Origin of the sequence: Saccharothrix ecbatanensis (genome assembly GCF_014205015.1) — a bacterium.
GTDB classification, from domain to species: Bacteria; Actinomycetota; Actinomycetes; order Mycobacteriales; family Pseudonocardiaceae; genus Actinosynnema; species Actinosynnema ecbatanense.
In genome coordinates, this window is record NZ_JACHMO010000001.1 from 5,377,176 (window position 1) to 5,389,344 (window position 12,169).

At 71.0% G+C, this 12,169-nt stretch carries 13 protein-coding genes; 2 read left to right on the forward strand and 11 right to left on the reverse strand.

What is annotated here, in order from left to right; all coding sequences use genetic code 11:
* Positions 1 to 70: 70 nt before the first annotated feature.
* Positions 71 to 1,345, reverse strand: a complete 1,275-nt coding sequence (gene tyrS, locus F4560_RS22505) for a tyrosine--tRNA ligase (protein WP_184922911.1) — start codon at positions 1,343 to 1,345, stop codon at positions 71 to 73.
* 99 nt (positions 1,346 to 1,444) lie between these two features.
* Between tyrS and F4560_RS22510 the strand changes: the two genes are divergently transcribed.
* On the forward strand, positions 1,445 to 1,897 hold the full coding sequence (locus F4560_RS22510) for a hypothetical protein (protein ID WP_221483611.1): 453 nt from the start codon (positions 1,445 to 1,447) through the stop codon (positions 1,895 to 1,897).
* A 205-nt stretch (positions 1,898 to 2,102) separates the two neighbouring features.
* Positions 2,103 to 2,624 carry an EF-hand domain-containing protein gene (locus F4560_RS22515; protein ID WP_184922913.1) on the forward strand — a complete coding sequence of 174 codons (522 nt, stop codon included), beginning with the start codon at positions 2,103 to 2,105 and terminating at the stop codon, positions 2,622 to 2,624.
* A 6-nt stretch (positions 2,625 to 2,630) separates the two neighbouring features.
* Here the strand turns inward: F4560_RS22515 and F4560_RS22520 are convergent, their stop codons facing one another.
* The 10 genes from F4560_RS22520 to F4560_RS22565 are packed head-to-tail and all read right to left on the reverse strand — an operon-like array spanning position 2,631 to position 12,114.
* A complete protein-coding gene (locus F4560_RS22520) occupies positions 2,631 to 3,293 on the reverse strand; it encodes a DNA-3-methyladenine glycosylase (protein WP_184922915.1) in 663 nt (220 codons plus the stop codon).
* Positions 3,277 to 4,668 (reverse strand): argininosuccinate lyase, encoded by a 1,392-nt coding sequence (gene argH, locus F4560_RS22525; RefSeq protein WP_184922917.1) that lies wholly within the window; start codon positions 4,666 to 4,668, stop codon positions 3,277 to 3,279. Before argH ends, F4560_RS22520 begins: the two co-directional genes overlap by 17 nt.
* Positions 4,665 to 5,861 carry an argininosuccinate synthase gene (locus F4560_RS22530; protein ID WP_184922919.1) on the reverse strand — a complete coding sequence of 399 codons (1,197 nt, stop codon included), beginning with the start codon at positions 5,859 to 5,861 and terminating at the stop codon, positions 4,665 to 4,667. The genes argH and F4560_RS22530 overlap by 4 nt, the downstream gene beginning before the upstream one ends.
* A complete protein-coding gene (locus F4560_RS22535) occupies positions 5,854 to 6,390 on the reverse strand; it encodes an arginine repressor (RefSeq protein WP_184922921.1) in 537 nt (178 codons plus the stop codon). The genes F4560_RS22530 and F4560_RS22535 overlap by 8 nt, the downstream gene beginning before the upstream one ends.
* Positions 6,387 to 7,313 carry an ornithine carbamoyltransferase gene (argF, locus tag F4560_RS22540; RefSeq protein ID WP_184922923.1) on the reverse strand — a complete coding sequence of 309 codons (927 nt, stop codon included), beginning with the start codon at positions 7,311 to 7,313 and terminating at the stop codon, positions 6,387 to 6,389. The genes F4560_RS22535 and argF overlap by 4 nt, the downstream gene beginning before the upstream one ends.
* Positions 7,313 to 8,488, reverse strand: a complete 1,176-nt coding sequence (locus tag F4560_RS22545) for an acetylornithine transaminase (protein ID WP_184922925.1) — start codon at positions 8,486 to 8,488, stop codon at positions 7,313 to 7,315. The genes argF and F4560_RS22545 overlap by 1 nt, the downstream gene beginning before the upstream one ends.
* Complete coding sequence (gene argB / locus F4560_RS22550; protein WP_184922927.1) at positions 8,485 to 9,360, reverse strand: acetylglutamate kinase; 876 nt, start codon at positions 9,358 to 9,360, stop codon at positions 8,485 to 8,487. Before argB ends, F4560_RS22545 begins: the two co-directional genes overlap by 4 nt.
* On the reverse strand, positions 9,357 to 10,511 hold the full coding sequence (argJ, locus tag F4560_RS22555) for a bifunctional glutamate N-acetyltransferase/amino-acid acetyltransferase ArgJ (RefSeq protein WP_312869421.1): 1,155 nt from the start codon (positions 10,509 to 10,511) through the stop codon (positions 9,357 to 9,359). Before argJ ends, argB begins: the two co-directional genes overlap by 4 nt.
* 14 nt (positions 10,512 to 10,525) lie before the next feature.
* Positions 10,526 to 11,542 carry an N-acetyl-gamma-glutamyl-phosphate reductase gene (argC, locus tag F4560_RS22560; RefSeq protein WP_184922931.1) on the reverse strand — a complete coding sequence of 339 codons (1,017 nt, stop codon included), beginning with the start codon at positions 11,540 to 11,542 and terminating at the stop codon, positions 10,526 to 10,528.
* A 32-nt stretch (positions 11,543 to 11,574) separates the two neighbouring features.
* A complete protein-coding gene (locus F4560_RS22565; RefSeq protein ID WP_184922933.1) occupies positions 11,575 to 12,114 on the reverse strand; it encodes a hypothetical protein in 540 nt (179 codons plus the stop codon).
* Positions 12,115 to 12,169: the final 55 nt, after the last annotated feature.

The following is a 12,169-nucleotide window of genomic DNA, read 5'->3' on the forward strand; positions in this document are numbered from 1 at the left end:
ACGTCGAAGGCCGCCGGTCCACGGGGGACCGACGGCCTTCGTACCGGCTCTTCGAACGCCTTCGCGCAGGTCAGAGCTGCACCCGCACGCCGGCGGTGTTGCGCTTGCCGCGCCGGACGACCAGCCACGTCCCGTGGAGCAGGTCTTCCTTGGCGGGCACCCACTCCTCGTCGGCGACCTTCGCGTTGTTCACGTAGGCGCCGCCTTCCTTCACGGTGCGCCGCGCCGCGCCCTTGCTCTCCGCCAGCCCGGAGCTGACCAGCAGGTCCACGATGGTCGGCGCGTCGGCCAGGCGCACCTCGCCGGTCGGCGCCTCGGCCATCGCGGCCTCGATCGTGGAGAGGTCCAGCTCGCGCAGCTCGCCGCGGCCGAACAGGGCCTGGCTGGCCGCGATGACCTGCGTGGTCTCGTGCTCGCCGTGGACCAGGTTGGTGAACTCCTCCGCCAGCTTCTTCTGCGCGGCGCGCAGGTGCGGCGTCTCGGTGGTCTGCCGCTCCAGCTCGGCCAGCTCCTCCTTGGACAGGAACGTGAACAGCCGCAGGTAGCGGAGCACGTCGGCGTCGCCCACGTTCACGAAGTACTGGTACCAGGCGTACGGGGAGGTCATCTCCGGGTCCAGCCACACGTTGCCGCCGCCGGTGGACTTGCCGAACTTGCGGCCCTCGGCGTCGGTGACCAGGGGGGCGGTCAGCGCGTGGACGGGCTTGCCGTCGACCTTCCGGACCAGGTCGACGCCGCCGACGATGTTGCCCCACTGGTCGGAGCCGCCCACCTGGAGCCTGGTCCCGTACTTCCGGTTGAGCTGGAGGTAGTCGTGCGACTGGAGCAGGAGGTAGCTGAACTCGGTGTACGACATGCCGTCGCCTTCGAGGCGGCGCTTGACCGTGTCCCGGGCCAGCATGACGTTGACCGAGAAGTGCTTGCCGACGTCGCGGAGGAACTCCAGCACCGAGACGTTGCCGGTCCAGTCCAGGTTGTTGACCACGATCGCGCCGGTGGGGCTGTCGTCGAACTCGACGAACCGCTCCAGCTGGCCGCGGATGCGCCCGGCCCACTCGGCGACGGTGTCCAGCGTGTTGAGCGCGCGCTCGGCGCTGTCACGCGGGTCGCCGATCATGCCGGTGGCGCCGCCCGCGAGGACGATCGGCCGGTGCCCGGCGCGCTGGAAGCGGCGCAGCATGAGCAGCGGGACGAGGTTGCCGGCGTGCAGGCTGGGCGCGGTCGGGTCGAACCCGCAATAGAGGGTGAGCGGGCCCGCGTCGAGATCCTTCCGCAGCGCGTCGAGGTCGGTGGACTGCGCGATCAGGCCGCGCCAGGACAGCTCATCGAGGATGTGCTCGCTCACGGGACGCCATTCTCCCCCACCTGGTCAAACCGGTTTGAGCCGGTGCCCGTGCGGGGTAGTCGGCGAGGGGGCCCCGATGTAGTGGAGAGGACCGCGGCGATGACCTACCCGGATCGCGACCCACGTCCCGCTGACCGTCCTGTCAACCGCCCTACCGAGTACATCCCCCCGACGGAGGCGGCGTACCCGTCGCGGGAGGAGGTCGTCGAGCGGACCGACGGCCGAGTGCGCACCGTGCGCGTGGTGTGCGCCGTGATCGACCTGTTGTGCTGGCTGTTCGCCATCGTGCTGGCGATCCACATCTTCCTGGTGATCGGCGGCGCCAACCCGGCGAACGGGTTCGCCCAGCTGATCGACTCGTGGTCGGCGGCGGTGTCGCTGGGCCTGCGCGACCTGTTCACGCCGGCGGATCCCGGTGTGCGGACCCTGTTCAACGACGGTCTGGCCGCGTTGTTGTGGTTGGTGATCGGCGCGGTGCTGACGAACATCATCAGCCGGATCGCGCTGCCCGCGGGTGAGCGGCGGACGTGGTACCGGAGGACGGTGCGCTGAGGGCGGGGCCACTGAGGGCGGGGTGCTGGAGGTTCGGCGCTGAAGGGCGGACGCGGACGGGCGGACGCGGAGGGTCCAGGCGCTGTGGTCCGGGGCTGAAGACCGGGGCGCTACCGAGGGTCACCGAGTTGTTCACTCTCGCGCACACGGGTTTGCCCCGGCTGGTCAATTGTCCTGGCCGCGTTCCCCCGCCAGGTTTGCTTGCGTGGCCAGCGACTTGCAGCGGAAGAAGACCTCCATCGTGTTCACCGCGATGGACGTGAACGGCGACGGGTTCCTCGAGCGGGCCGATTTCGAGGCGTTGACGGACCGGTGGGTGGACATCCGGGGCGCCGACGAGCACGAGCGGCTGCGGGAGATCATGATGGGCTGGTGGGACGCGCTGCGCGCGGCGTCCGACCAGGACCGCGACGACAAGGTCACGGTGGACGAGGTGCTGTCCGTGGTGAGCAACTTGGGCACCATGCTCGACCTGGTGGTGGCCACGGCCGAGTCGATGTTCGAGGCGGTGGACGAGGACGGCGACGGCGCGGTGTCCGCGCCCGAGTACGCCCGGATGATCCACGCCTGGATCGGGGACGACACGCCGACGGACGCCGTGTTCGCCCGGCTCGACCTGGACGGCGACGGGTCGATCTCCAAGTCGGAGTTCGTCGGCCACTGGGTGGAGTTCTGGGCCGGTGACGACGCGGGCGCCCCCGGCACGCACGTGTTCGGCGTGGTCTGACGCGGGTCAGGCGTCCGGAACGGACGACCCGAGGTGTGGCACGGCGGCGATGCGGGTGCGGCGGGTGCCCCGGCGGTAGGTGCTGACGGCCGGTGAGTCGATCCAGAACCGCCACGGGACGTCCACCGCGACGGCCACGCCCACGCGCGGGCCGGTGCGGATGTCGGACGGCTGGAGCGGGTCGCCGGCCAGGAGCCGCACGGACGCGTCGGACGACGTGAGGTTCACGCCGTTGTGCTCGCGGTCCAGGCCGAGGACGCCGGTCAGCCTGGCCGGGCCCTTGGCCAGTTCGGCGTGGCTGCGGGCGGACGGGCGGCGGGTGTGGGCCAGGGCGTTGCCGGTCACCACCTCGCCGGCACGCAGCAGCACGGCTCCCGGCACGCCGTCGGTCAGCGACACGACGTTCGCGCAGAAGTGCATGCCGTAGACGAAGTACACGTAGAGCCGCCCGGCCGGGCCGAACATCACGTCGTTGCGCGGTGTCCGGCCGCGGTAGCAGTGGGACGCCGGGTCGTCGCCGCCCCGGTACGCCTCGACCTCCACGATCCGCACCCCGACCACGCCCTCGGGGGTGGTCGACTCGATGACGCTCCCGAGCAGGAGCCGCGCGGCGTCGATCGGGTCGACGGCGAGCTCCTGCTCGGTGAACTGCCTAGGCGTTGCGGGCAACGGACACCTTGTCGCGCAACCTCTTCAACTGCTCGGCGACCCGGTCGGGCGCGGTGCCGCCGTAGGCGTCGCGTGACGCGATGGAACCTTCCACGGTCAACACGCTACGCACGTCCGGCGTCAACGCGGGCGAGATCGTGGCGAACTCCTCATCGGTCAGCTCCTCCAGGCCCACGCCGCGCGTCTCCGCGACCCGGACGCACTCGCCCGCCGCCTCGTGCGCGACCCGGAACGGCACGCCCTGCCGCACCAGCCACTCGGCGATGTCGGTGGCGAGGGTGAACCCGGCGGGCGCGAGGGACGCCATCCGCTCGGTGTCGAACCGCATGGTCGAGATCATCCCGGCCAACGCGGGCAGCAGCAGCTCCAGCTGCTCGACCGAGTCGAACAGCGGCTCCTTGTCCTCCTGGAGGTCCCGGTTGTAGGCCAGCGGCTGGGCCTTCAACGTGGCCAGCAGGCCGGTCAGGTTGCCGATGAGCCGGCCGGACTTGCCGCGGGTCAGCTCGGCGACGTCCGGGTTCTTCTTCTGCGGCATGATCGAGCTGCCGGTGGCCCACGCGTCGTCCAGCACCGCGAAGCGGAACTCGGCGGTCGTCCAGATGATCACCTCTTCGGCGATCCGGGACAGGTCGACGCCGATCATGGCCAGCACGAACGCGATCTCGGCGGCGAAGTCGCGGGACGCGGTGCCGTCGATCGAGTTCTCCACCGGGCCGTCGAAGCCCAGTTCCGCCGCGACCGCCGCCGGGTCGAGCCCGAGCGACGAGCCCGCCAGCGCGCCCGACCCGTAGGGCGACACGGCGGTGCGCTTGTCCCAGTCGTGCAGGCGGTCGACGTCACGCAGCAACGCCTGCCCGTGGGCGAGCAGGTGGTGTGCGAGCAGCACGGGCTGCGCGGACTGGAGGTGCGTGCGGCCGGGCATGACGGTGGCGGCGTGCGCCGTCGCCTGGTCCGCCAACGCCTCGACCACGTCGAGCACGCCCGCCGACACGCGCCGTGCCGCGTCACGCAGCCACATCCGGAACAGCGTGGCCACCTGGTCGTTGCGGGACCGGCCGGCGCGGAGCTTGCCGCCCAGCTCGGGCCCGGCCCGTTCGATCAGGCCGCGTTCCAGCGCGGTGTGCACGTCCTCGTCGGCGAGCGTCGGTGTGAAGACCCCGGCGGCGACGTCGGCCTCCAGCGCGTCCAGCGCCGCCAGCATCCGGTCCAGTTCGTCGGCGGTCAGCAGGTCCGCGCGGTGCAGCACGCGGGCGTGCGCCCGTGATCCCCTGATGTCGTACGGGGCCAGTCTCCAGTCGAAGTGCGTCGACGCCGACAGCAACGCCATCGCGTCCGCCGGACCACTGGCGAACCGGCCACCCCACAGTGCGCTCACTTGCCCAAATCCCTCTTCGCGGCGATCTTGCTCGGCAGGCCCCACAGTTGCACGAAGCCCTTGGCCAGACTCTGGTCGAACGTGTCGCCCTCGTCGTACGTGGCGAGGGCGAAGTCGTACAGCGACTCGTCGCTGCGCCGCCCGGTGACGACCGCGCGGCCACCGTGCAGCACCATCCGGATCTCGCCGGTGACGTGCCGCTGGGTGTTGTCGATGAAGCTGTCGAGCGCGTACTTGAGCGGCGAGAACCACAGGCCGTCGTACACCAGCTCGGCCCAGCGCTGCTCGACCTGCCGCTTGAAGCGGGCCAGGTCGCGTTCCAGGGTGACGTTCTCGAGCTCCTGGTGCGCGGTGATCAGCGCGATCGCGCCGGGCGCCTCGTAGACCTCGCGTGACTTGATGCCGACCAGCCGGTCCTCGACGATGTCCAGCCGGCCGACGCCCTGCGCGCCGGCCCGCCGGTTCAGCTCCTGGACGGCTTGCAGCGCCGTCACGGTCTCGCCGTCGATGGCGACCGGGACGCCCTTGTCGAAGGTGATGACCAGCTCGTCCGGGTCACGGGGTTCGGCCGGGTCCTGCGTGTACGAGTAGACGTCCTCGATCGGCGCGTTCCAGATGTCCTCCAGGAACCCGGTCTCCACCGCGCGGCCCCACACGTTCTGGTCCACGGAGTAGGGCGACTTCTTCGACACGTCGATCGGCAGGTTCCGGTCTTCGGCCCACGCGATGGCCTTCTCCCGGGTCCACGCGTAGTCGCGGACCGGCGCGATGACCTTCAGGTCGGGCGCGAGGGCGCCGATGCCGACCTCGAAGCGCACCTGGTCGTTGCCCTTGCCGGTGCAGCCGTGGGACACGGTCGTCGCGCCGTGGTACTTCGCGGCCTCGGCCAGGTGCTTGACGATCAGCGGCCGGGACAGCGCGGACACCAGCGGGTAGCGGTCCATGTAGAGGGCGTTGGCCTGGAGCGCGGGCAGGCAGTACCGCTCGGCGAACTCGTCACGGGCGTCGGCGACGACGGCTTCGACGGCGCCGCACTCCAGCGCGCGTTGGCGGATGGTGTCCATGTCCTCGCCGCCCTGGCCGAGGTCCACCGCGACCGCGACGACCTCCGCGCCGGTCTCCTCGGCGATCCAGCCGATGGCGACGGAGGTGTCGAGCCCGCCGGAGTACGCGAGAACCACCCGCTCACTCATGGTTTTCTCCTTGGTGTCGGTCTTCTCCCTGGCCTTCTCCTGGTTGGGGCTGGTCCTGGCCCGCGGCGAGCGCGGTCACCCTGGCCGCCAGGTCCGCTCCGGTGAGCGGTTCCCTCGCCACGGCGAGGATGGTGTCGTCACCCGCGATGGTGCCGACGATGTCGTTGAGCGCGGCCCGGTCCAGCGCGCTGGCCAGGAACTGGGCCGCGCCGGGCGGGGTGCGCAGGACGGCGAGGTTGCCGGAGTGGTCCACCGACACGAGCAGTTCGCCGAGCACGCGGGTGAGGCGGGACGTGCCGCCCTGCACGCCGCGCACGGGGCTGCCGTCCTCGGGGATGACGTAGACGGGCGCGCCCCCGTCGGGACCGCGCAGCTTGACCGCGCCGAGCTCGTCCAGGTCGCGTGACAGCGTGGCCTGGGTGACCTCGATGCCTTCCACCGCCAGCGTTTTCGCCAGTTCGGACTGGCTGCGGATGGCGCGCTGGGCGACCAGTTCGACGATGCGGGCCTGCCGCGCGGTCCTGGTCATCGTGACTGCTCCAGCAACCACACGAGCAGCGCCTTCTGGGCGTGGAGGCGGTTCTCGGCCTCGTCCCACACGGCGCTGTCCGGGCCGTCCAGCACCTCGTCGGTGATCTCCTGGCCGCGGTGCGCGGGCAGGCAGTGGAGCACGGTCGTCTTCACGCCGGTGGCGGCGACGAGGTCGGCGTTGAGCTGGTAGGGCCGGAACGGGCGCGTCCGGTCGCGGCCGTCGTTCTCCTGGCCCATCGACGTCCACGTGTCGGTGACGAGCACGTCGGAGCCGTCGACGGCCTCACGCGGGTCCTCGATCACCTGGATCGAGCCGCCGGTCTCCACGGCGCGCTTGCGGGCGTCGTCCAGCACCCACGGCAGCGGCTGGAACAGCTCGGGCGCGGCGATCCGCACGTGCATGCCCGCCGTGACGCCGCCGAGCAGCATCGAGTGGGACATGTTGTTCGCGCCGTCGCCGAGGTAGGTGACGGTGAGGCCGGCGAGCTTGCCGTGCACGCGGCGGATGGTCTGGAGGTCGGCCAGCACCTGGCACGGGTGGAACTCGTCGGTCAGCGCGTTGATCACCGGGACGCGGGACACGGCCGCCATCGCGTCGATGCGCTTCTGCGCGAACGTCCGCCAGACCACGGCGTCCACGTACCCGGACAGTATGCGGGAGGTGTCCTCGATGGTCTCCTCGCGGCCGAGCTGCATGGAGCGGCCGTCGATGATCACCGGGTTGCCGCCGAGCTGGGCGATGCCCACCTCGAACGACAGGCGGGTGCGGGTGGAGTTCTTCTCGAAGATCACCGCGATGGACTTCGGCCCGGCGAGCGGCTTGGCGGCCAGCCGGTCGGCCTTGTACTCGTCCGCGAGGTCGAGGACGGCGGTCTGCTCGTCGGGGGTCAGGTCGTCGTCACGCAGGAAGTGGCGCACCATCACGACTCCTCGGGCGAAGGCAGGAACGACGGGAGGTCGGCGACCAACCGGTGGGCGTCGGCTTCGTCCAGCACCAGCGGCGGGGCGAGCCGGATCACGTCGGGCTGGATCGGGTTGATCAGGTAGCCGGCCGACTGCGCCGCCGCCGCGGCCTTCGCCGAGACCGCCTCGCGCAGCATGATGCCGATCAGCAGGCCCGCGCCGCGCACACCGGCGATGAGCGGGTGGTCCAGCGCCTCGACGCCGGTCGCGATCTCCTTGCCGACCGCGGCGGTGTGCTCCAGCAGGCCGTCGGCGGCGATCGTGTCCAGCACCGCGAGCGCGGCGGCGCAGCACACGGGGTTGCCGCCGAACGTGGTGCCGTGCTGGCCCGGCTCGAACAGGTCCTTGGCCGCGCCGACCGCGATGCACGCGCCCAGCGGCAGCCCGCCGCCGAGGCCCTTGGCCAGCGTGATCACGTCCGGCACGATCCCGGCCTGGTGGAACGCGAACCAGGTGCCGAGGCGGCCGACGCCGGTCTGCACCTCGTCCAGGATGAGCAGCGCGCCGTGCTCGGCAGTGATCCGGCGGGCGGCATGGAGGTAGCCCTCAGGCGGCACGACCACGCCGTTCTCGCCCTGGATGGGCTCCACGATGAACGCGGCCGTGTCGTCGTCGACGGCGGCTTCGAGGGCCGCCACGTCGCCGTACGGGATGTGCACGACGCCGGGCACGAGCGGTTCGAACGGCTCGCGCTTCTTGGGCTGGCCGGTCAGGGCCAGCGCGCCCATCGTGCGGCCGTGGAACCCGCCGTCGGTCGCCACGACCTTGGTCCGGCCGGTGCGGCGGCTCAGCTTGAACGCGGCCTCGTTGGCCTCCGCGCCGGAGTTGCAGAACAGCACGCGGCCGTCGCCGTCCACACCGGACAGGTCCAGCAGGCGTTCGGCGAGCTTCAGCGCGGGCTCGTTGATGTAGAGGTTCGACGTGTGGCCGATCTTGCCGATCTGCTCGGTGACGGCCGCGACGATGGCCGGGTGCGCGTGGCCGAGCGCGTTGACCGCGATACCCGTGAGCAGGTCGAGGTACCGGTTGCCGTCAGCATCCCAGACGTGCGCGCCCTCACCGCGGGTCAGCGTCAGGCCCGGTGTGCCGTAGTTGTTCATCATCGCGGCTTGCCACCGCTGCTGGTCGCTCATGCCTCGCTGTCCCCCAACACCATTGTCCCGACACCCTCCGAGGTGAAAACCTCCAGCAAGACCGAATGCGCGAGCCTGCCGTCGATCACGTGCGCCTCCGGGACGCCGCCGCGCACCGCGCGCAGGCAGGCCTCCATCTTCGGCACCATGCCGCTGTCCAGGTCCGGCAGCATCTTCTCCAGCTGGTCGGCGCGCACCTGGTGCAGCAGCGAGCTCTTGTCCGGCCAGTCCGCGTACAGGCCTTCCACGTCGGTCAGCACGACCAGCTTCTCGGCCTTCAGCGCCACCGCCACCGCGCCCGCCGCCGTGTCGGCGTTGACGTTGTGGACGACGCCGTCGACGTCCGGCGCGACCGTGGAGACGACCGGGATGCGGCCCGCGTGGACGATGTCCAGCACAGCCTCCGGGTTGACGTCCACGATGTCGCCGACCAGGCCGATGTCCACCGGCTCGCCGTCCACCATGGCCGGTCGGCGTGCGGCGGTCAGCAGGTGGGCGTCCTCACCGGACAGGCCGACCGCGAACGGGCCGTGCTCGTTGATCAGGCCGACCAGTTCCCGCTGGACCTGGCCGACGAGCACCATCCGGACGACGTCCATCGCCTCCGGCGTGGTGACCCGCAGGCCGCCGCGGAACTCGCTCTCGATGCCCAGCCGCTTCAGCATCGCCGCGATCTGGGGGCCGCCGCCGTGCACGACGACCGGGTGCAGGCCGGCGAGCTTCAGGAACACCATGTCCTGGGCGAACGCGCGCTTCAGCTCGTCGTCGACCATCGCGTTGCCGCCGTACTTGACGACGACGGTCGCGCCCCGGAAGCGCTGCAACCAGGGCAGCGCCTCGATCAGGACGCCGGCTTTCTCGTGGGCGTTCACGAGCTGTACGCGCTGTTCTCTTCGACGTAGGCGTGCGACAGGTCGGTGGTGAGCACGGTGGCCGTGCCGTCGCCGACGTTCAGGTCGATCACGATGTCGACGTCGCGGCCGGACAGGTCGGCCTCGCTCCGGTCGGCCGCCTTGTGGCCGTGCTCGAACAGCGTCACGCCGTTGATCGTGATGCCCAGCTCGTGCTGGTCCACGGTGGCCGGCGCGCGGCCGACGGCCATCGCGATCCGGCCCCAGTTCGGGTCGGAGCCGAACAGCGCGGTCTTGACCAGGTTGTCCTCGGCGACGGTCTTGGCGACGACGACCGCCTCGGCCTCGGTGAGCGCGCCGTTCACCGTGATGGAGACCTCCTTGGTCACGCCCTCCGCGTCCTGCTGGAGCTGCTTGACCAGGTCTTTCGCCACCGCGGTGAGGATTTCGGCGAACTCGTCGGCGGTCGGCGTGACGCCGGAGGCGCCCGAGGCGAGGACCAGCACGGTGTCGTTGGTGGACGTGCCGCCGTCGACGTCGATCCGGTCGTAGGTCTTGGCGGTCACCGCGCGCAGGGCGGCGTCGAGGGCGTCGCCGTCGATCACCGCGTCGGTGGTGATGACGCTGAGCATCGTGGCCATGTTCGGGTTCAGCATGCCCGCGCCCTTGACGAACCCGCCCGCGGACCAGCCGTCCGGGTGACTCGCCCAGGACTGCTTCGGGTGCGTGTCGGTGGTCATCACGGCGGTGGCGGCGTTCAGCCCGGCCTGGTCGGTGCCGTCCAGCTCCTGGACCGCCTTCTCGACGCCCGCCTTGAGGTTGTCCATCGGCAGGCGCTCGCCGATGAGGCCGGTGGAGCACACCGCGACCTCGATCGCGCCGACGTCCAGCACCTCGGCGACCTTCTCGGCGGTGGCGTGGGTGTCCTGGAAGCCCTCGGGGCCGGTGCACGCGTTCGCGCCGCCGGAGTTCAGCACGACGGCGTGGAGCTTGCGCTCCTTGATCACCTGCTGGGTCCAGAGGACGGGCGCGGCCTTGACCTGGTTGGTGGTGAAGACGCCCGCGGCGGCCTGGCCCGGCCCCTCGTTGACGACGAGCGCCAGGTCCAGCGCGCCGGACTCCTTGATGCCGGCGGCGACACCGGCGGCTTTGAAGCCCTTCGGTCCGGTCACGCCTCTATTGCGGTTCACGGTGCGACTCCCACGGTGGACAGGCCGGTGGTCTCCGGCAGGCCGAGTGCCAGGTTCATGCACTGCACCGCGGCGCCCGCGGTGCCTTTCGCCAGGTTGTCGATGGCGGCGACCACCACGAGCCGGTCCAGGTCGCGGTCCACGGCCACCTGGAGCTGGACGGCGTTCGAGCCGAGCACCGCGCCCGTCGTCGGCCAGTGGCCTTCGGGCAGCAGGTGCACGAACGGCTCGTCCGCGTACGCCTTCTCGTAGACCGCGCGGACGTCCGTGTCACCGTCCTTGAGGGTCGCCGAGCAGGTGGCGAGGATGCCGCGCGGCAGCGGGGCCAGGACCGGCGTGAACGAGACCTTGACCTGCTCCTGGGCGACCTTGGACAGGTTCTGCGCGATCTCGGGGGTGTGCCGGTGCGCGCCGCCGACGCCGTACGCGCTGAGCGAGCCCATGACCTCGGAGCCGAGGAGGTTGGCCTTGAGCGACTTGCCCGCGCCGGACGTGCCGGAGACCGCCACCACCGTCACCTCGGGCTCGACCAGTCCCATCGCGGGGGCCAGGGCCAGCGAGGACACGGTCGGATAGCAGCCGGGGACGGCGATCCGGCGGGCGTCACGCAGCTCGTCGCGGTGGCCGGGGAGTTCAGGGAGGCCGTAGGGCCAGCTGCCGGCGTGCGTGCCGCCGTACCATCGGTCCCAGGCGACGGGGTCGGTGAGCCGGTGGTCCGCGCCGCAGTCGATGACCAGCGTGTCTTCGCCGAGTTGCGCGGCGATCTCGGCGGAGTGGCCGTGCGGCAGGGCGAGGAAGACGATGTCGTGGCCCTTGAGGGTGTCGGCGGTCGTCTCCTCCAGCACCCGGTCGGCCAGCGGCAGCAGGTGCGGCTGGTGGGCGAACAGCTTGCTGCCCGCGTTGCCGCCGGCGGTGAGCGCGCCGATCTCCACGTCCGGGTGGCCGAGGAGGAGCCGGAGCACCTCACCCCCGGCGTACCCGCTGGCCCCGGCGACCGCGATGCGTACCGTCATGCGGATAAGTATGCACGCTGATGCAAAGTCACTCAACCCGGATTCGGTCGCTCGACCTCATTCTGGAACCGGCGGGTCACTGGAAGTGCCAGGAGGACGAGCGCGCCGACCGCGCCAACGAACCCCAACGGGATCATGGCGACGTCCGCGATCTGCACGACGAGTGGCGTGACGGCGGGGTCGTAGTAGGGGGCGTGGTCCTGCGGGCTCGGGGAGGATCGGGTCCGCCAGCCGACGGTCGGCAGCGCACACGCCGTGAACGCCGCGTGCGGCATCATCACCACCAGGGTCAGCGGGTAGCCCCACCACCGGCGGCGCAGCAGTGCCGAGGCGGCGAGCACGAGCAGCAGCGCGCTCACACCCATGATCACCAACGACGCCATCCACGCCAGATAGGTGAACCCCTCGGCCACCGGCCCGTTCATCGACGTGTCGGTGTCCGTGTGGGCGAGCGCGAAGACCCGGTCGACGTGCTCGAAGCTGTAGAGGATGGTGGCCACGTCGAGCGCGAACGCCACGAGCAGTAACGACACCGCGACAAGAAGCAACTTGACAGCTCGGGGCAGCGCCATGGCGCCACCCTAGTGATCAGCGAAAGCGGCATCGCGGACGGTCGGACCGTGCTAT